The organism is Ruminococcus difficilis (assembly GCF_016680995.1).
Genome location: NZ_JAEQMG010000027.1, coordinates 1 through 18,270 on the forward strand (window position 1 = coordinate 1; position 18,270 = coordinate 18,270).

Annotated in this window: 19 protein-coding genes and 1 pseudogene; 11 read left to right on the forward strand and 9 right to left on the reverse strand. The window is 55.0% G+C overall.

The genetic code is table 11. The features are described 5' to 3' along the window. The 4 genes from JKK62_RS01475 to nadE all read left to right on the forward strand — a co-directional run. Positions 1–590 (forward strand): exonuclease SbcCD subunit D (locus tag JKK62_RS01475; RefSeq protein ID WP_201426643.1); only part of this gene is annotated, 590 nt, incomplete at its 5' end. Position 591: 1 nt separating this feature from the next. After that, a complete protein-coding gene (locus JKK62_RS01480) occupies positions 592–3,357 on the forward strand; it encodes an AAA family ATPase (protein WP_201426644.1) in 2,766 nt (921 codons plus the stop codon). Positions 3,358–3,427: 70 nt separating this feature from the next. Then, positions 3,428–3,952, forward strand: coding sequence for a cysteine hydrolase family protein (locus tag JKK62_RS01485; protein ID WP_201426645.1), 525 nt, complete (start codon positions 3,428–3,430; stop codon positions 3,950–3,952). 9 nt (positions 3,953–3,961) lie between these two features. Beyond that, positions 3,962–4,708: an NAD(+) synthase gene (nadE, locus tag JKK62_RS01490; protein ID WP_366502820.1), complete on the forward strand. Its 747-nt coding sequence runs from the start codon at positions 3,962–3,964 to the stop codon at positions 4,706–4,708. 125 nt (positions 4,709–4,833) lie between these two features. Here nadE and JKK62_RS01495 read toward each other — a convergent pair whose 3' ends face one another. From JKK62_RS01495 to JKK62_RS01510, 4 genes are all read right to left on the reverse strand, one after another. Then, positions 4,834–5,010 carry a FeoB-associated Cys-rich membrane protein gene (locus JKK62_RS01495; RefSeq protein ID WP_201426647.1) on the reverse strand — a complete coding sequence of 59 codons (177 nt, stop codon included), beginning with the start codon at positions 5,008–5,010 and terminating at the stop codon, positions 4,834–4,836. Between the two features lie 50 nt (positions 5,011–5,060). Continuing rightward, positions 5,061–7,538, reverse strand: coding sequence for a ferrous iron transporter B (feoB, locus tag JKK62_RS01500; protein ID WP_201426648.1), 2,478 nt, complete (start codon positions 7,536–7,538; stop codon positions 5,061–5,063). Positions 7,539–7,647: 109 nt separating this feature from the next. Further along, positions 7,648–7,869, reverse strand: coding sequence for a FeoA family protein (locus tag JKK62_RS01505; RefSeq protein WP_201426649.1), 222 nt, complete (start codon positions 7,867–7,869; stop codon positions 7,648–7,650). Between the two features lie 13 nt (positions 7,870–7,882). After that, positions 7,883–8,092, reverse strand: coding sequence for a FeoA family protein (locus JKK62_RS01510; RefSeq protein ID WP_201426650.1), 210 nt, complete (start codon positions 8,090–8,092; stop codon positions 7,883–7,885). Between the two features lie 217 nt (positions 8,093–8,309). Here JKK62_RS01510 and JKK62_RS01515 point away from each other — a divergent pair, with 217 nt between their 5' ends. Continuing rightward, positions 8,310–8,579 carry a GIY-YIG nuclease family protein gene (locus JKK62_RS01515; protein ID WP_201426651.1) on the forward strand — a complete coding sequence of 90 codons (270 nt, stop codon included), beginning with the start codon at positions 8,310–8,312 and terminating at the stop codon, positions 8,577–8,579. Positions 8,580–8,594: 15 nt separating this feature from the next. On the opposite strand, the gene JKK62_RS01520 is transcribed toward JKK62_RS01515, so the two are convergent. Further along, positions 8,595–9,479, reverse strand: a complete 885-nt coding sequence (locus JKK62_RS01520) for a LysR family transcriptional regulator (protein WP_201426652.1) — start codon at positions 9,477–9,479, stop codon at positions 8,595–8,597. Between the two features lie 112 nt (positions 9,480–9,591). On the opposite strand from JKK62_RS01520, the gene JKK62_RS01525 reads away from it, so the two are divergent. The 5 genes from JKK62_RS01525 to JKK62_RS01545 all read left to right on the forward strand — a co-directional run bounded on the left by JKK62_RS01525 (position 9,592) and on the right by JKK62_RS01545 (position 13,410). Next, positions 9,592–9,810, forward strand: coding sequence for a hypothetical protein (locus JKK62_RS01525; RefSeq protein ID WP_201426653.1), 219 nt, complete (start codon positions 9,592–9,594; stop codon positions 9,808–9,810). Further along, complete coding sequence (locus JKK62_RS01530) at positions 9,810–10,799, forward strand: alpha/beta hydrolase (protein ID WP_366502824.1); 990 nt, start codon at positions 9,810–9,812, stop codon at positions 10,797–10,799. Before JKK62_RS01525 ends, JKK62_RS01530 begins: the two co-directional genes overlap by 1 nt. 28 nt (positions 10,800–10,827) lie before the next feature. After that, a complete protein-coding gene (locus JKK62_RS01535) occupies positions 10,828–11,442 on the forward strand; it encodes a cyclophilin-like fold protein (protein WP_201426655.1) in 615 nt (204 codons plus the stop codon). A 16-nt stretch (positions 11,443–11,458) separates the two neighbouring features. Next, positions 11,459–12,529, forward strand: coding sequence for an alpha/beta hydrolase (locus JKK62_RS01540; RefSeq protein WP_201426656.1), 1,071 nt, complete (start codon positions 11,459–11,461; stop codon positions 12,527–12,529). 125 nt (positions 12,530–12,654) lie between these two features. After that, positions 12,655–13,410, forward strand: a complete 756-nt coding sequence (locus JKK62_RS01545; RefSeq protein ID WP_201426657.1) for a carboxymuconolactone decarboxylase family protein — start codon at positions 12,655–12,657, stop codon at positions 13,408–13,410. Between the two features lie 98 nt (positions 13,411–13,508). On the opposite strand, the gene xdhC is transcribed toward JKK62_RS01545, so the two are convergent. Genes xdhC through xdhA form a run of 3 tightly spaced genes read right to left on the reverse strand, consistent with a single transcriptional unit; the run spans position 13,509 to position 17,209 of the window. Then, positions 13,509–14,003, reverse strand: a complete 495-nt coding sequence (gene xdhC, locus JKK62_RS01550) for a xanthine dehydrogenase subunit XdhC (RefSeq protein WP_201426658.1) — start codon at positions 14,001–14,003, stop codon at positions 13,509–13,511. Next, positions 14,000–14,890, reverse strand: coding sequence for a xanthine dehydrogenase subunit XdhB (gene xdhB / locus JKK62_RS01555; protein ID WP_201426659.1), 891 nt, complete (start codon positions 14,888–14,890; stop codon positions 14,000–14,002). Before xdhB ends, xdhC begins: the two co-directional genes overlap by 4 nt. Before the next feature lie 3 nt (positions 14,891–14,893). Beyond that, a complete protein-coding gene (gene xdhA, locus JKK62_RS01560; protein ID WP_201426660.1) occupies positions 14,894–17,209 on the reverse strand; it encodes a xanthine dehydrogenase subunit XdhA in 2,316 nt (771 codons plus the stop codon). Between the two features lie 98 nt (positions 17,210–17,307). On the opposite strand from xdhA, the gene JKK62_RS01565 reads away from it, so the two are divergent. Further along, the gene (locus JKK62_RS01565) at positions 17,308–17,919 is read left to right on the forward strand and encodes a nucleotidyltransferase family protein (protein ID WP_201426661.1); all 612 of its coding nucleotides are present in this window, start codon (positions 17,308–17,310) and stop codon (positions 17,917–17,919) included. Between the two features lie 62 nt (positions 17,920–17,981). On the opposite strand, the pseudogene JKK62_RS01570 reads toward JKK62_RS01565, so the two are convergent. Further along, a pseudogene (locus JKK62_RS01570) lies at positions 17,982–18,270 on the reverse strand (selenium-dependent xanthine dehydrogenase); the annotation flags it as partial.

Consider the following 18,270-nt stretch of genomic DNA (forward strand, 5'->3'; position numbering starts at 1 on the left):
CCGAATCCGAGGATATCTCTGTCGGCGGCACGGACAACATCGACGCGGAGATCTTTGCTGACTTTGACTATGTCGCCTTAGGACATATCCACCGTCCGCAGAACTGCGGCAGTAAGAAGATCCGCTACTGCGGTACGCCGCTGAAATACTCCTTCTCGGAAGCGAATGATCAGAAATCCGTGACTGTCGGAGAGTTGTCGGAAAACGGCGAGCTCACTATCCGCACCGTTCCGCTGACTCCCCTGCACGATATGGTCGAGATCAGGGGCGCTTATGACGAGCTGACGGCGAAGAGTTATTATGACGGCGCCTCTTTGCAGGAGGACTACGTCCACATCACCCTGACCGACGAGGAGGATATCCCTGACGCAGTCGGCAAGCTCAGAACGATCTATCATAACCTGATGAAGCTCGATTATGACAATCAGCGCACCCGCGCGAACGGCGAATTGCTGCCCGAAGCGCAGGTGGAAACAAAGTCGCCGCTCGAGCTGTTCGGAGACTTCTACCGCACACAGAACGGTCAGGAGTTGACCGAGGAACAGCAGACCTATCTGCAAAATATCATCGAAAGCGTATGGGAGGACTGACATGAGACCGATCAAACTGACGATGTCCGCGTTCGGACCATACGCGGGAGTAACTACCATTGATTTTGACAAGCTGGGCAACAGCGGGCTGTACCTGATCACAGGCGATACGGGCGCGGGCAAGACGACCATCTTCGACGCGATCGTGTATGCGCTGTACGGCAGGACCGGCAGTGAAGAACGCGTGCCCTCGATGCTGCGTTCCAAATACGCCGCTCCCGACACGCCGACTTATGTCGAATTACGCTTTCAATGCGGCGGCAAGGAATATCGCATCAAGCGCAATCCCGAATATATGCGCCCGAAATCACGCGGTGAAGGGTTCACCAAAGAGAGCGCTGACTGTGAGCTAAAAATGCCCGATAACAAGGTGATCGCCAGACGGTCGGAGGTCGACGACATGATCTACCGGATCATCGGACTTGACAGCCGACAGTTCATGCAGATCGCGATGATCGCGCAGGGCGACTTCAAAAAGCTGCTGCTCGCCTCTACCGATGAACGCAAAAAAATCTTTCGGCAGATCTTTAAGACCGAAAACTACGAAAGCCTTCAGCAGAAGCTGAAGGGCGAATTCATACAGGCAAAGCGCCGTCTGGACGACGTGAACAACAGTATCCATCAATATATCGGCGGGATCAGCTGTGCGGACGACAGCGATGATTTTGCGCTCGTTGACAAAGCAAAACGACAGGAGCTGCCGATCAGCGAAACCGTATCACTAATCGAAAAGCTCAACCGCGCCGATCTCGACAGCATGAAAGCGCTTGACGAAAAGCTGGATGCTATCGATCAAAAGCTCGCCGTGCTGAACGCGGCGCTCGGCAAGGTCGACGAATACAACAAGGCAAAAGCCTCCGCGGAAACGGTGAAACAGCAGATCGCCGACGAGACGGAAAAGCTGAACGACCTGAAAGAAAAAGCGGATCAGGCGCAAGAGGCGTATCAGGAGGTCGACTCCCTCACGGCGGAGGTCGGCAAGCTCAACGCCGAAATGCCCGACTATGAGAAATACGACGAACTTGCGCGATCACTCGTAACGCTTGAAGAAAAAATCAAAACAGCCGCAAAGACAAAGGAGCGGCTGGATCACACCATCAAGACAGAAAAAGAGAATCTGTCCGCTCTCAAAGAGGAAAAGTCCGCTTTAGCGGGCGTGAAAGAGGACAGGCTCAGGCTCGAAACAAAACAGCAGGAAGCTGATAAAAAGCGATCTGACCTGAACGGTATCAAGCGGATGATCGGAGATCATGAGACGGATATCGAAGCACTTGAAACATTACAAGAGTCATGTAACAGGTCGATCGCCGTCGCCGAACAGTGCGCGAGAAAATACAACGAGCTGAACGTCGCTTTCCTGCGCGAGCAGGCGGGTATTCTTGCGGAAAGCTTGCGCGACGGTGAACCATGCCCCGTATGCGGGGCGACCTCTCACCCGTCCCCTGCCGAAAAATCTTCACATGCGCCCACCGAAAAAGAGTTGAAGGACGCAAAAAAAGAAGCCGATACCGCTCAGGAATCCGCTCAAAAGCTCAGTTCGGAATGCGCGAAGCTCAGGGGCATGGCAGAAGCGCAGAAGGATTCGCTCAAAAAGCGGCTCAGCGAGAATGGGATAGAAGCGGAGCTGTCAGAGGCAAAGGAACTGCTTGAAAAGCGGATCGCCGAATTGTCGGATAAGATGAACGAGCTGACAGCGCAGATCCAAATTCTCAGCGATAAAGAACAACGAAAGGACAAGCTCGAAACACTGATCCCCGAAAAACAGGAATCGATCGATTCCCTGCAGGCACAGTTCGCCGATACGGAGAAAGAGCTCTCCGCAAGCTCTGCGACAAAGCTACAGCTCTCTAAGCAGGTCAAAGAGCTGAAAGAGGGCTTACGGTTCGACACCAAGCAACAGGCAACAGAGTATCTCCTCACGCTCGAAGGCAGGATCGCTCTGCTGAAAAAGTCCTTGGAGGATGCGCAGAAAAAGCTTGGCGATCAGAAGCAGATACTTGAACAGCTGATCGGCAAGCAAAAACAGCTGAAAGCGCAGATCGCGGACTCGGAACAGCTTGATGGAAAGAAGCTCACAGTCGAAAAAGCCGACCTGACGGAGCAGAAGAACGTCATCAACCGCGAACGGGAGATCGTCAGCAACCGATATTCCTCCAACGATCATACGCTGCAGAATATCGCCGCCAAACAGACTCAGGCTCAAAAGCTCGAGAAGCAATATCAGCTGACCAAGGCGCTGTCCGATACCGCCAACGGCGATATCGCGGGCAAGGACAAGATCACCCTCGAGGCGTATATCCAGATGACCTACTTTGATCGCGTGATCGCCCGCGCGAATACGCGCCTGATGGTGATGTCGGGCGGTCAGTATGAAATGATACGCCGTGTGGAGGCGGACAACAAACGCAGTCAGAGCGGTCTAGATATCGACGTCATCGACCATTACAACGGGAGTCAGCGTCCCGTCGGCAGTCTTTCGGGCGGTGAAAAGTTCAAGGCGTCGCTCTCCCTCGCTCTCGGGCTCTCCGACGAGGTACAGTCCTCCGCGGGAGGGATCAGACTCGACACGATGTTCGTTGACGAGGGCTTCGGCACTCTCGACGAAGGCTCGCTGAGAAACGCTATCAACGCGCTGGCAAGTCTGAGCGAGGGGAACCGTCTGGTCGGTATCATCTCGCACGTCAACGAGCTCAAAGAGAAGATCGACAGGCAGATCGTCATCACGAAGGATCGCGCAGGCGGCAGTAAGGCGGAGATCATCCTGTGATTTTCGCTTGACTTGCCTTTGACAATATACTATTATCAAATAAAACATTACCGTACAGGAGGAAAACTAAATGAAGCATTTTCTGATCGTAGTGGATATGCAAAAGGATTTTGTGGACGGAGCACTGGGCACCAAAGAGGCTGTCTCGATCGTCCCCTCGGTCGTAAAAAAGATCGAAGAATTTGACGGCGAGATCTTCGCGACACTTGACACGCACGGCGAGAACTATATGCAGACCATGGAGGGCAGGAACCTGCCCGTCCCGCATTGTATCAAGGGCACTGAGGGCTGGGAGCTTGACAAAGCGGTCGCCGCCGCTCTGGAGAAAAAGGGCTATACCCCTGTGGAGAAGGGCACCTTCGGCGCGGCACAGCTCCCCGCGATGGTGATGAACGCCTGTGCGGGAGAGCCGTGTGATATTGAGCTGATCGGTCTGTGCACCGACATCTGTGTGGTGTCGAACGCACTGCTCTTGAAGGCGATCTTCTGTGAGAGCCCCATAAGCGTAGATTCCGCATGCTGTGCGGGCGTCACCCCCGAAAAGCATCTGGCGGCGCTCGAGACCATGAGAAGCTGTCAAATCGAAGTAAAGTGAGGAATGAACATGTTTAACGCTGAAAAAATCAAGAACGAATGTGTACAATGGATCCGCGATTTCTTTGAAGAAAACGGCAAGGGCTGTAACGCCGTCGTCGGTATCTCGGGCGGTAAGGACAGCTCGATCGTCGCCGCGTTATGCGTAGAAGCGCTGGGCAAGGACAGGGTCATCGGCGTGCTGATGCCCAACGGCGAGCAGGCGGACATCGACAAGGCACAGCTCTTAGTCGACACCCTCGGCATCAAGCACTATATCATCAATATCAAGGACGCGTACGAGGGCGTGATCAGACAGCTCCCCTTTGAGCCGACGGCGCAGACCGTGCAGAACCTGCCGCCGCGCATCCGCATGGCAACGCTGTATGCTGTATCGCAGAGCCACAACGGACGCGTCGCGAACACCTGCAACCTCTCTGAGGACTGGGTAGGCTACTCCACCCGCTACGGCGACAGCGTCGGCGATTTCAGCCCGTGCTCCTTTTTGACGGTCGATGAGATGAAGCAGATCGGCAGACTCTTGGGACTGCCCGCGGAGCTGGTAGACAAAGCCCCCTCCGACGGACTTTGCGGCAAGACTGACGAGGATAACCTCGGCTTCACCTACGCCGCTTTAGACCGCTATATCCGTACGGGAGAGATCGACGATCCCGCGATCAAAGAAAAGATCGACTATAAGCACAGGATCAATCTGTTCAAGCTGCAGCTCATGCCCGCCTTCAAGCCTGATATTCCTATCGCGGAGATCCATCAATAAAACTCGACAATCATTTTCACAAAAACAGACCCGATAGCTGACATGGAATCAGTTATCGGGTCGCTTTTTATGACAAAAAGGCGCCGAGCACTGTTACAGCGTTCGGCGCCTGTATGGCAAGAGATTTACTGTTTATGACAGGAGCCTGACATCGCGCAGCCCTTGCAGTTGCCGCAATTGCAGACGACCGCCTTGCCCTGCTTCTTCTTTCTGACCATGCTGACGATGATCGCCGTCACGATCGCTATCAATACGGCACAGATGATGATGGTACCGATGTTATTTGATATCCATGTAAACATGATGTCAACTCCTTCTTATCGGACGGTCATTGAGAACCTGACCGTGATGATTATTTTATCTTGACCTTTTTGGTCAGCTTGCTGGCTTCCTTATAGGGCTTGAAGAGCATGAACAGCATACCCGCGATCAGGAGGATGGAAACGATCAGACCGATCACATTCAAATGACCCGTGAACGCGCCTCCGATCTGGTTGATGCACAGAGCGATCACATACGCAAAGCCGCACTGGTAAGCGATGGCGAACGCCGTCCATTTGCCGGAGTTCATCTCTCTCTTGATGGCGCCCATCGCCGCGAAGCACGGAGCGCACAGCAGGTTGAACACGAGGAACGAGAAGCCTGTCACGCCGGTGAACACGCTCGCGAGCGTCGCCCATGTAGAGAGCTCTCCGCCACCGTACAGTACGCCCATCGTACCGACGATGTTCTCCTTGGCGATCAGACCGGTGATAGAAGCGACCGTCGCCTGCCAGTTGCCCCAGCCGAGCGGAGCGAAGATCCAGGAGATGGCGTTGCCGATCGTGGCGAGGATACTGCTGCCGATCTCTTCTTCACCCAGCATGGTAAAGCTGCCGTCGACCCAGCCGAAGCGGGAGAGGAACCACAGAACGATGGTGGACAGCAGAATGATGGTGCCTGCCTTCTTGATGAATGACCAGCCGCGTTCCCACATCGAGCGCAGGACGTTGCCGAGCGTCGGCCAGTGGTAGGCGGGCAGCTCCATGACGAAGGGAGCGGGCTCGCCCGCGAAGGGCTTGGTCTTTTTGAGCATGATACCCGAAATGATGATCGCCGCCATACCGATGAAGTACGCGCTTGTCGCGACCCACGCGGAGCCGCCGAAGATCACGCCCGCGATCATCGAGATAAAGGGAACCTTTGCGCCGCAGGGGATAAAGGTGGTAGTCATGATGGTCATGCGGCGGTCGCGTTCATTCTCGATGGTACGCGACGCCATAATGCCGGGGATGCCGCAGCCGGTTCCGATAAGTATCGGGATGAAGCTCTTGCCCGACAGACCGAAACGGCGGAAAATACGGTCGAGTACAAAGGCGATACGCGCCATGTAGCCGCAGGCTTCAAGGAACGCGAGCAGGAGGAAGAGGACGAGCATCTGCGGTACAAAGCCCAGTACCGCGCCCACGCCCGCGATGATACCGTCAAGGATCAGGCTCGACAGCCACTCGGGAGCGTTGGCGGCTTCCAGCCAACCGCCGACGATAGCAGGAATACCGGGCACCCATACGCCGAACTGAGCGGGATCGTCGGGCTTGCCTTCGTTTTTCGCAAACACCTCAGCGGCTGATTTGACGTCCTTGCCTGTGGAGGTTTCCTCGGTTATCTCAAGGGTCTCTTCGTCTTCTACTTCATAGGTGAATTCATCGGTATCCTTCACGTCAGAAGCGAATTTGTTGACCTGCGTCACCGCCGCGGCGGGATCGTATTCTTCGGACTCGGAATCGAGCGCCGAGAGCAGGTCTTCATTTCCTGCCGCCTCTGCGGAACCGGTCAGCACTCCGATCGCCTCGGCATGCTCCTCATACTGGGCGGTGCCGATACCGAACAGGTGAAAACCGTCGCCGAAGAGTCCGTCGTTTGCCCAGTCGGTCGCCGCCGTACCGACGGTGACCATCGAGATGTAGTACACGAGGAACATGACGACCATGAAGATCGGCAGACCGAGCCAGCGGTTGGTGACGACCTTGTCGATCTTGTCAGAGGTCGAGAGCTGTGCCTTCTGCTTGTTTTTATACACGCTGTCGATGATCTTGCCGATATAGACGTAACGCTCGTTGGTGATGATCGACTCCGCGTCGTCGTCATATTCTTCTTCGACAGCCTTGATATCATTTTCGATATGCTCGAGGGTCGTGGAGGAAAGCCCGAGCTTTTCGATGACCTTATCATCACGCTCAAAGATCTTGACCGCGTACCAGCGCTGCTGTTCTTCGGGCATATCATGCACGCAGGCTTCTTCGATATGAGCAATCGCGTGCTCGACCGTGCCGTCGAAGGGATGCTTCGGGACGGGCTTCTTCTCCTCCGCCGCCTTGATCGCGACTTCGGCGGCTTCGATAACGCCCTTGCTCTTGAGCGCCGATATCTCGACGACCTTACAGCCCAGCTGACGGCTCAGCTCCGCCGTGTTGATCTTCACGCCTGTTTTCTCCACGACGTCCATCATATTGATGGCGATGACGACGGGGATTCCCAGCTCACAGAGCTGAGTAGTCAGGTACAGGTTGCGCTCGAGGTTGGTACCGTCTACGATATTGAGGATCGCGTCGGGACGCGAGTCGATCAGGTAGTTACGCGCGACGACCTCTTCCATCGTGTAGGGAGAGAGCGAATAGATACCGGGCAGGTCGGTGATGGTCACGTCGGTGTGCTTTTTGAGCTTGCCTTCCTTTTTCTCTACCGTTACGCCGGGCCAGTTGCCGACGAACTGATTCGAGCCTGTCAGGGCGTTGAACAGGGTGGTTTTACCGCTGTTCGGGTTGCCCGCTAAGGCGATCGTGGTTTTCATTTACATACCTCATTTCTTGGTTAGTGTTCCCTAACTGTTAGTTAAAAAATATGTGGATCACGCCGATACATCGCCTGTAAACGACTTGATAAAGGCGCGATCACACCGATCATTCTACCTCTACCATCGCGGCGTCAGCCTTGCGGATCGAGAGCTGGTAGCCGCGTACGGTGACTTCCATCGGGTCGCCTAAGGGAGCGACCTTCTGCACCTTGATCTCGACGCCCTTGGTGATGCCCATATCCATGATACGGCGCTTGACGGCGCCCTCGCCGTGGAGCTTCTTGACCTTGCAGGTACTGCCGATCGGGACTTCGCGTAATGTGTTCATAGTGACCTCCTCATTATATCATGATCTTCTGCGCCATTTCCTTGCTGATCGCAACGCGCGCATCTTTGACTTTGACGATCAGGTTGCCGCCCATAGAGCTGACGACCGTGACGGCAGCGCCCGATACGAAGCCTAAATTTTGCAGATGAGCCCGTACCTCCGCGTTTCCGCCGATTCGTTTAATAATGTTTTCTTCGCCGATGACGGCTAAGGTGAGCGGCATAGCGATCCCCTCTTCCAAAGTGTTATTGCATGCTAACTTGATTAGCTAAAGCTAACCTGAGAGCATTATTTTAGGTCAGGCAGTTAGCCTAACCTAACGTTTATTATATCAGCCGATTTGCGGTTTGTCAATACGTCGCCCGCATTTTCTTTTATTGGACAAATTTTGGCTTTTGATGTATCATCAATACAGAACGATGATAACGACAGGTGAACCTATGGAACATCAAACCGAAAAGGGCAATTTTACTTATATTCTCCAATGCGGGGACGGCTCGCTGTACTGCGGCTGGACCAATGATCTCGAAAAGCGTCTTGCCGCTCACAACGCGGGCACTGCGTCCAAATACACCCGCTCGCGCCGCCCTGTCGAGCTGATCTACTTTGAAGAATTCGGGACAAAGCAGGAGGCGATGAGCAGGGAGTATCAGATCAAGCACCTGACAAGGCAGGAGAAACTCGCGCTGATCCGTCACGGCAAGGACTGATTTGATATATGGAAACTACTCCGTTTTGACAAAGGAGCAGCCGATCTGCGCCATGAACCTCTCCGCGATCGGGGTCATCGCCTGATACTTATTGCGGATCAGATAGAGCTTTGTTTCGAGCTTCGGCGAAAGCGGACGGAACACAAGCCCGCTCTGCTTTGACGTATTGATCAGCTTATCGAAGGTCAAAAGATAGCCCAGCCCCTCTTTGACGAACACAGACGAGTTATACGCCAGACGGAATGAGCCTTCAAGATTCAGCTTGCTCATACGCTCCCCCGCCCATCGCGGGATATCGTTTTTCCATGACTGCTGAGAACAGAACAGCGGCAAACCGACAAGATCGTCCACGAGGACGGTCTTTTTCTTTGCCAAGGGACAGTCGGCGGGCATCACAACGCCCCAGACGTCCGCTTCGGGGAACTCGATATAGTCGTACTTTTTCTTGTCGGGCGTATCGCACAGCACGGCGAAATCGAGCAAGCCCTTGTCGAGCTTTTCGGTGACCTGCTCCGTGTCGCCGCTGGTGATGTGATAATTCAGCCTCGGGTAGAGGTTCTTGAGCGAGCGGATCGCGCGCGCCAGATAGCGGATCTGATAGGATTCGGCAAGCCCTAAGTACAAGTCGCCGCCCGTGATATCGTCGAGGGAGAGGAACTCGCGCTCGATCTTGTCCGCCATCGTCACCAGATCCTCTGCCCTGTCGCGCAGGAGCATGCCCTCGTCCGTCAGCGAGATACTGAAGCTGTGGCGCTCAAAGAGCTTTTTGCCCAACTCGTCCTCCAGCGACCGCAGGGCTTTGGACAAGGTAGGCTGGGTCACATGCAGCAGCTCCGCAGCCTTTGTCATGTTCTCCTCCCTCGCTACGGCGAGAAAATATCGAAGCGTTCTGATCTCCATATTGTCCTCCTGATATTCCAAAAAGTTATATCCTGATATTCATTATAACCATTAGCGCAATCAAAATCAATATGGTAAGATAAAATCGTCAAGAAAGAGGACGGTGATATGGTTGAATGAAGATCTGACGGCGATACTGACCGACATCGGTCTTTCAAAGGACGAGATCAATTTAGCGCAGAAGCTGAGCGACGCGGGTCAAAATGAGGAACTGCAAAAGCGGCTGAGGCTGTGCCGATGCGATCTGATGGAAGAAATGCACATCACACAAAGAAAAGTTGACAACTTGGATTATTTGCTCAGACAATTCAAAGGAGGATCATCATCATGATGAAAACAGCAGATTTAGTTTTAACACAGGAATGGGACAAGACATTTGAGAAAAGCGACAAGGTCGATCACAGCAAGGTGACCTTTGTCAACCGCTACGGCATCACCCTCGCGGCGGATATGTACGTTCCGAAGAACGCGGACGGCAAACTGCCCGCGATCGCGGTATGCGGTCCGTTCGGCGCGGTCAAGGAGCAGTGCTCGGGTCTGTACGCGCAGACGATGGCACAGAGAGGCTTTCTTACCATCGCGTTCGATCCGTCCTTTACGGGAGAGAGCGGCGGTACGCCGAGATACATGGCTTCTCCCGACATCAACACCGAGGACTTTCAGGCGGCGGTGGACTTTCTGTCCTGCTGTGACAAGGTCGACCCCGAGCGCATCGGTATCATCGGTATCTGCGGCTGGGGCGGCATGGCGCTGAACGCGGCGGCGATCGACACCCGTATCAAGGCGACGGTCGCCTCCACCATGTACGATATGACCCGCGTGAACGCGAACGGCTACTTTGACTCTGAGAACAGTGAAGAACAGCGCCATGAGAAAAAGGTCGCGCTGAACAATACGAGGACCGAAGAATACAGAAAGGGCGCATACTCCCGCGGCGGCGGCTGTCTGCCGCTCCCCGTACCCGAGGACGTACCTTTCTTCGTCAAGGACTACAGCGAGTACTACAAGGGCAGAGCTTATCATGAGCGTTCGCTCAACTCCAACGACGGCTGGAACACGATCGGCTGTCTGTCCTTTATGAATCAGCCGATCCTGCAATACTCTGACGAGATCCGCTCCGCCGTTCTGGTGATCCACGGCGAAAAGGCGCACTCCTGCTACTTTGGCAAGGACGCCTTTGAGAATATGACCAAGGACAGCAAATATGCCGACAACAAGGAGCTTCTGCTGATTCCCGACGCGGTACACACCGACCTGTACGACAACACGGACGTCATTCCCTTTGACAAGATGGAGGAATTCTTCTCAAAAATGGTATGACCCCTTTCACCCACAAGGAGTGACTGATATGAAAAAACGACTCTGCCTGCTCTTAGCAGTCGCATTGACAGTTGTACTGACGGCGTGCGGCAATACGGCTGACAAAGCGAAACCGACCGCAACCGTACAGGCAACACAACCGACCGTCAGCGCCACGCAAGCGCCGACAAAATCACCCGAAACACAGGAGATGACCGCCGTGACACAAGCACCGCAAACCGAACCGACTCCCATGGAGACCGCCGCGCCTGAGATAGCGACAGAGATCATTCAGGAAGAACCCGCGCCGGCAGGCGACCTGCAAATGCTGATCAACGGCACAGCCGTCGCGGTCGCGTGGGAGGATAACGCGGCAGTGGATACGCTCAAAGAGCTGTGTAACGGTCAGACGCTCACCATTGATATGTCGATGTACGGCGGCTTTGAGCAGGTCGGCTCGATCGGCACACAGCTGCCGCGGGACGACGTCCAGACGACCACCGAAGCAGGCGATATCATGCTGTACGCGGGCGATCAGATGGTCGTGTTCTACGGCTCTAACTCATGGGCTTACACGCGACTGGGTCGTATCACCGACAAATCGCAGGCTCAGCTTTCCGAGCTGCTTTCGGGCGGCAACGTTACCATCACGCTCACTTACTGATTCAACGGAGGACGATATGAAAAAACTGTTGACCGCTATCATCGCCATGCTGATGATCTCCGCGCTTATACTGACCGCTTGCTCGAATGCGAATGTTGCCGCTTCAAAAGATGAAGCGACGTCTGCCCTGTCTGCAACTTCCGCACCGTCCGCGACTTCCGCATCGTCCGCGACTTCCGCACCGTCCGCGACTTCCGCGCCGTCTGCGGCGACAGCGGAAACGGCGGCAAGCGCTGAGTCGATCTTCCGCGATCCTTACGCAACCGAGAACCGCTACGATATCCCCGCCTCCATGTTTGAAAAGCAAAGCGGCGTCGATTACGGCAGGCTCGACAAGGACATGACCTACTATTCGACCGTCGCGGGCGACGATAAGCAGGTGAACGTCCTCCTGCCTGCGGGCTTTGACGAGAGCAGGGTCTATCCCGTGATGTACGTTGTTCACGGCTTTGACGCAAACCACAACAGCCATGTCGGCACGGACTCTTATCTGACTCTGCTGTATGGCAATATGCTCAACGAGGGGCTGACGGTCCCGATGATCCTCGTCGGCATCGATATGTATACCGATAAGCTCGCCGATAAAGAGGAAAAGACCTTTCGCGAGCTGAGATATATCTATGACAAGGTCATCGACGAGATCAAGATCGACCTCATGCCCTTTATCGAGCAGACCTATCCTGTCAGCACCGAGCGCAAGGATACCGCTGTAGCAGGCGTATCGGAGGGCGGCGCAAAGTCGCTGTGCATTGGCTTTAACTGGCTCGATGAATTCGGCTGGATCGGCGGCTTCGCGCCCGACGCGAATGTTATCCCCACAGGCGACGATCCGTCCAACTACTGGTTTGACCCGTATATGCAGGAATTCCCCCAACCGAACGAAAGCAACACGCCCTACTACGTCTACATGGCGGTAGGCAGCGAGGACCCGTGGAATATCGACTGCACCTTCCTCTATCGCGACAAGCTCAACGAGATCGGCGTGAAAAATCAGACCGACTACGCGCAGGGCTACGGTCACGACAGCGAATTTTGGGGGCAGTGCTACTATAATTTTTTGGCAAAGGTATTCCAACCTGCCGACTGAATGTGGTATAATAACCGTATCGGTTATTATACAGATTTATATGCCCGCCCGGTTTGTCGCTTTGCGACAACGGGCGATGACTGATTATACTGTCAAAACAATCTGATGACAAAGGAGATAATCATATGAGTGAAAAGATCAAACAGACCGCGGGCAGAGATCAGCTCGGCGAATTCGCGCCGATGTTCGCCCGCCTCAACGACGACGTGCTGTTCGGAGAAGTATGGAACGAGGAGGCGATCAGCGTCAAGACCAAGTGCATCATTACCGTCGTATCGCTGATGGCGTCGGGCATCACCGACTCGTCCCTGGTATACCACCTGCAGAACGCGAAGAACAACGGCGTGACCAGAGAGGAGATCGCCGCCATCATCACCCACGCCACCATGTATGTCGGCTGGCCGAAGGGCTGGGCGGTGTTCAGGCTGGCAAAGGACGTATGGAACGAGGAAACACCCGCCTTGAGCGACAAGGATAGATTCCAGAAAGAAATATTCTTCCCCATCGGCGAAGAAAATCCCTACGGTCAGTACTTTGTCGGTCAGAGCTATCTTGCGCCGCTGTCAAGCGAGCAGGTGCCGATGTTCAACGTCACCTTTGAGCCCTCCTGCCGCAACAACTGGCATATCCACCACGCGACACAGGGAGGCGGTCAGATGCTCGTCTGTATCGGCGGACAAGGCTGGTATCAGGAAGAGGGCAAGGAAGCGGTCGCCCTGCGCGAAGGCTCCATCGTCAATATCCCGCCGAACGTCAAGCACTGGCACGGCGCGGCAAAGGACAGCTGGTTTGCTCACTTAGCGCTGGAGATTGCGGGCGAGAACGCCTCTACCGAATGGTGCGAAGCGGTATCCGACGACGATTATCTCAGCTTGGAGTAATAGCGACGAGTCTATAATAATCATTTTCACATGAAAATTCCCACCGATTGAGCTGAACTCTATCGGTGGGATTCTTTTATCTGTTATTGATTGGTTTTTTAAAAATCGATCGGCTTGCCCAGTCGTTGATACATCGTCTTTTTCACGGCGCGGAGGATATTCTCATAGCCCGTGCAGCGGCACAGATGGCCTGAGAGCAGCTTTCTCAGCTCCTCGTCCGTATACAGCGTGTTCGCGTTCAATATCTCGACTGCCGTCATGATGAAGCCGGGAGTGCAGAAGCCGCACTGGATCGCCGTTTCGTCGATGAACGCCTGCTGGATATCCGACAGCTCGCCGTTCGGACCCGCTAAACCCTCGAGGGTCAGGATATGCTTTCCCTCCGCCCATACGGCGAGGTAAATACAGGAGTTGAACGCCTCGCCGTCGATCAGGACGTTGCAGGCACCGCATTCGCCGACCTCACAGCCCTTTTTGACGGAGGTGAGGTGATACTCGTTTCTCAGCATATCGGTCAGGGACGCGCAAACGTCCACGACCTTTTCGACGTCCTTGCCGTTGATGTTGCAGTGTACTACTTTATACTGACTCATTCGATCACACCTCCGGCTCTTTTGATGGATTCTTCCAGACAGCGTTTTGCCATTTCGACAGCGATATGCAGTCTGAAATCACGGCTGGCTCGCCATGAGTTGCGCGGGCTAATATCCTTGAGAACGGCAAGGGAGAAATCCTCCAACAGTGATTCGGATATCGTACTGCCGTTGGCGACGCTTTCGGCGCTCGGCGCGCGCATCGGTACGGGACCCGCTACGCCGTAAGCGACGCGGCATCGCTCGATCGTCCTTTTGTCCTCGCTGAGCCGCACGTTCACGCTGCAGCCGAGAGAGGCGATCTCCATCGCGTTGCGCATACCGTACTTGATATAGTGACCGTAGGTATTCTCGTAGCTTACTTTCGGGATCAGGATCGCGGTCTGGATCTCGCCGTCCTCAACGCGAATATCCACGGTACCCGCTTTGATGTAAAAATCCTTGATCGGGATACGCCTGACGCCGTTCTTGCCCGTCAGCTCGACGATCGCCTCCCACGCGTGGAGAGTCGAGGCGGAGTCGGCAGAGGTCACGCCGTTGCAGGTGTTGCCGCCGATGGTGCCGATATTTCTGATCTGGGGAGAGCCGACCTGATCGACCGCCTCGCCCAAGACGTTGATGTATTTTTGAATGATCGGGTCGCGCGTGATGTGCGAAAAGCTGGTCAGCGAACCGATCCTGATGTTCTCGTCCTCGTCGATGGTGATACCGCGCATCTCATCGATCATGTAGATCGAGATCAGCTCCTTGCCCGCGCGTCTGCCCTCGCGCATCTGTACCAGTACGTCCGACCCACCCGCGATGATCTGGGCTTCGGGGTGTTCAAGGCGCAAGGCTACGGCGTGCTCTACGCTTTGCGCTTCATACAGCGCTTTCATATCATACATCGCTTAACCCTCCTTTTCCTGCCATGGGTCGTTGATGAGTCCCGCCTTGCTGAACTGGGCGAACAGTACATGCGGGTTGATTGGGTTCTGATTGATGGCAACGCCTGTCGCGTTCAGGATCGCGTTGCGGATTGCGGGAGCGCCCGAGCAGGCGGGTGGCTCGCCGAGCGCCTTTGTGCCGAAGGGCGAGGTCGGCTCGGGATTCTCGATGAAATACGCCTCGAGATTCGGGTGATCCATAAAGGTAGACAGCTTGTAGTCGAGCAGGTTGTTGTTCAGCGGTCTGCCTGTCTTTTCGTCAAAGATCAGCTGTTCGCTCAAGCCGTAGCCGATCGCCATCGACATACCGCCGTGTACCTGCGCTTCGGCAAGAGCGGGGTTGATCAGGTTGCCGCAGTCGTGGACGTTGACGATCCTCAACAGCTTTGTTTTGCACATTTCGATATCGACCTCGACCTCCGCAAAAGTACAGCCGAAGGAATAGGCGTTGTTGCGGATCGTGTAGGTGGATTCGGCGGTGATGTGCTCGCTGTGGACGGGATTGTACTGGGCTGTCATCGCCAGCTCTTTCAGGCTCATGAGCACCTGACCGTCACCCTTGCGAATGATATTGCCGTCCGTAATATCCATATTGGCGACTGCCTGACGGGTCACCTCACACGCGTAGCTCAGGATCTTTTCTTTCAGCTGTTCCGCCGTCTGCTTGATCGAAAAGCCTGCGACATAGGTCTGGCGCGAAGCATAAGCGCCGAGTCCCGTCGGTGTGATGTCGGTATCCTGACAGGACACAACGTGCACGTCCTTATAGCTTTTCAGACCGATCGCCTGCGCGGTCATCTGGGCGTAAGCCGTATCCGCGCCCTGACCGATCTCTGTCTCGCCGCACTGCATGGTGACGGTGCCGTCGAGGTTGAGCAGCATACGGTTAGAGGAAGTCTCCAGCGAGATCGGATAGACAGCGGTATTGTACCAGAAGGTCGCCAAACCGATACCGCGGCGGACAGGACCGCTCTGATGCTGATATTCTTTCATTTTGCGCTCATAATCAATGATTTCGGCGCCTTTTTTCATACACTCTCTGTAGGTGTCGTAATAGTTGACGTTGCCCGAGAAGTTGTCCTTATACCCTTTAGGCATGATGTTCAGCCGCCGAAACTCCATCGGGTCCATACCGACGGCGTGAGCGCATTCGTCGATATTGGATTCATCCGCAAAGGAAGCCTGCGGCATACCGTAGCCGCGCATCGCTCCCGCGGCGGGTTTGTTGGTGAATACCGTGTAGCTGTCTTCCTCCATATTCGGGCAGGGATAATGCTGGTGGAAGGAGCCCATCGCCTTAGCGACGATGGAATGGCCGTGAGAAGCGTAAGCGCCCTGATTGGAGAAGCACTCTACCTTTCTCGCGGCGATCGTGCCATCATGCCGCAGCCATGTAACGATATGGAAACGGATCGCGTGGCGGACGCGGTTGGACACAAAGGTCTCTTCTCTCGAACAGTCGATACGCACGCACCGTCCGCCCATCTGAGTCGTGCACCACGCGCACAGCGGCTCGTACAAAGCGTCCTGCTTGTTGCCGAAACCGCCGCCGATATACGGCTTGATGACGCGGATATCGCCCCACGGTCTGCCGAGAGCCTGACCGACGACGCGGCGGATGATATGCGGGATCTGGGTCGATGATACGACGACGATACGGCCGTTCTCCTCATAGGCGTAACAGCCGTGGTTCTCGATATGGCAGTGCTGGACGGTCGGGGTCTCATACCAACCCTCGACCTTGATCAGCCCTTCTTCCTTGATCGCGCTCTGATAGTCGCCGAAACGGTTGCTCGTATGCTTGAGGATATTGTTGGGGAAGCGTTCATGCAGCTGCGGAGCGCCGTCCTCCATCGCCTTTTGTACGTCGAGGACGAACGGCAGTTCTTCATATTCCACCGTCAGCGCTCTGACGCCCTGCATGGCGGCGACCTCGTTATCGGCGATGACGACGGCGATATCGTCGCCCCAGTAGCGGACGTGGGTATTCAGGAGCTTTCTGTCCGCGACGTCCTGATGACCGGGGTCCATCGACCACGGGTGACCCGCCGTAGGGAAGGTGATATCGGGCACGTCAAAGCAGGTGAGCACCTTGACGACCCCGGGGATCGCCAAAGCCGCCGCAGTGTCGATCGACTTGACGATCGCGTGCGCCTTTTCCGCGTGCTTGATACGCACATACAGCGCGTCGGCGGGCATACGATCCTCATAATATTTAGTTCTGCCGGTCGCTTTATCATAGCCGTCAACTCTGACTTCGCTTTGTCCGACTTTATTCATGCCAACCCCTCCTCAGAAGGAATGATAATGGTAATATGATTGCTATTCTTGACATCAAACTTTGAATCCTGTAAGATGGTTTCAAAGGATGTGATGATGTGAAAACCTCAGATCAGCTCACGCTCGGGTGTGTGATACTCGCCGCGGGCAATTCAACCCGCTTCGGCAACAACAAGCTGCTTGTTGAGATCGACGGAAAAATGATGATCGAGCGAGCGCTTGAAGCGATCCCCGCAGAGCGGTTCAGCGCGGTCGCGGTCGTCACGCAATATGAGAGCATCGTCCATCTTGCCGAACGATACGGCTATCGGGCGATCGTCAACCGCCGTCCTGATCTCGGTATCAGTCATAGCGTCATGCTCGGCACCAATGCGCTGAAAGACGCCTGTGACGGTATCCTTTATCAAGTCGCCGACCAGCCGTGGCTCAGGCGCGGGAGCGTATCGTCGATGCTCGATCTGTTCTGTGAAAATCCCGAGCATATCGTCAGCATGAGCAGCGACGGGAAAAGGGGGAATCCCTGTATCTTCCCCGAAAAGTACTTTGACGAGCTGTGCCGACTGTCGGGCGACAGGGGCGGCAGAGCGGTCATCAAGCAGCATGAGGACGATCTGCTTTTATTTGAGGTCTCCGCATCGGAACTCTCTGACATCGATACTCCGAGGGATATCTCCGACAGAATAGACCCGCTGTCATTGCGAGGGCTTTAGCCCGTGGCAATCCCACAAACAGGGAATGACACTATTCCTGCTCCCTTCCTACAGGGAGCCTTTTATTTTTTCTTTGCGTAGGGCGTGTTCTCGAGCGGAAGCGAGAACCGCCTTTCTCCGTCGAGCTGATAATACGCCTCGGCGATCGCGGGAGCGGTAGGGATCGAGGTGATCTCTCCGATACCGATCGCGCCGTTGGCGAGGTCGAGACCGGGCTTTTCGACGACGATCGCCTTGATCTCGGGCGGAATTTGAGTCGCCTTGAACAGTCCGAGCGTACCGTACTTCGCGGTCGGCTTGCAGTTGTCGTCGATCGGGTATCGCTCCGTCAGCGCGTAGCCCATCGACATA

Bases quoted from the DNA above. Each gene is read 5' to 3' on its own strand.
- JKK62_RS01505 (WP_201426649.1), bottom strand. From the start codon at position 7,869: ATGAACACATTACGCGAAGTCCCGATCGGCAGTACCTGCAAGGTCAAG.
- xdhA (WP_201426660.1), bottom strand. From the start codon at position 17,209: ATGAATAAAGTCGGACAAAGCGAAGTCAGAGTTGACGGCTATGATAAA.
- JKK62_RS01510 (WP_201426650.1), bottom strand. From the start codon at position 8,092: ATGCCGCTCACCTTAGCCGTCATCGGCGAAGAAAACATTATTAAACGA.
- JKK62_RS01515 (WP_201426651.1), top strand. From the start codon at position 8,310: ATGGAACATCAAACCGAAAAGGGCAATTTTACTTATATTCTCCAATGC.
- JKK62_RS01535 (WP_201426655.1), top strand. From the start codon at position 10,828: ATGAAAAAACGACTCTGCCTGCTCTTAGCAGTCGCATTGACAGTTGTA.
- nadE (WP_366502820.1), top strand. From the start codon at position 3,962: ATGTTTAACGCTGAAAAAATCAAGAACGAATGTGTACAATGGATCCGC.
- JKK62_RS01540 (WP_201426656.1), top strand. From the start codon at position 11,459: ATGAAAAAACTGTTGACCGCTATCATCGCCATGCTGATGATCTCCGCG.
- xdhB (WP_201426659.1), bottom strand. From the start codon at position 14,890: ATGTATGATATGAAAGCGCTGTATGAAGCGCAAAGCGTAGAGCACGCC.
- JKK62_RS01495 (WP_201426647.1), bottom strand. From the start codon at position 5,010: ATGTTTACATGGATATCAAATAACATCGGTACCATCATCATCTGTGCC.
- JKK62_RS01545 (WP_201426657.1), top strand. From the start codon at position 12,655: ATGAGTGAAAAGATCAAACAGACCGCGGGCAGAGATCAGCTCGGCGAA.
- JKK62_RS01480 (WP_201426644.1), top strand. From the start codon at position 592: ATGAGACCGATCAAACTGACGATGTCCGCGTTCGGACCATACGCGGGA.
- JKK62_RS01530 (WP_366502824.1), top strand. From the start codon at position 9,810: ATGAAAACAGCAGATTTAGTTTTAACACAGGAATGGGACAAGACATTT.
- xdhC (WP_201426658.1), bottom strand. From the start codon at position 14,003: ATGAGTCAGTATAAAGTAGTACACTGCAACATCAACGGCAAGGACGTC.
- JKK62_RS01485 (WP_201426645.1), top strand. From the start codon at position 3,428: ATGAAGCATTTTCTGATCGTAGTGGATATGCAAAAGGATTTTGTGGAC.
- JKK62_RS01520 (WP_201426652.1), bottom strand. From the start codon at position 9,479: ATGGAGATCAGAACGCTTCGATATTTTCTCGCCGTAGCGAGGGAGGAG.
- feoB (WP_201426648.1), bottom strand. From the start codon at position 7,538: ATGAAAACCACGATCGCCTTAGCGGGCAACCCGAACAGCGGTAAAACC.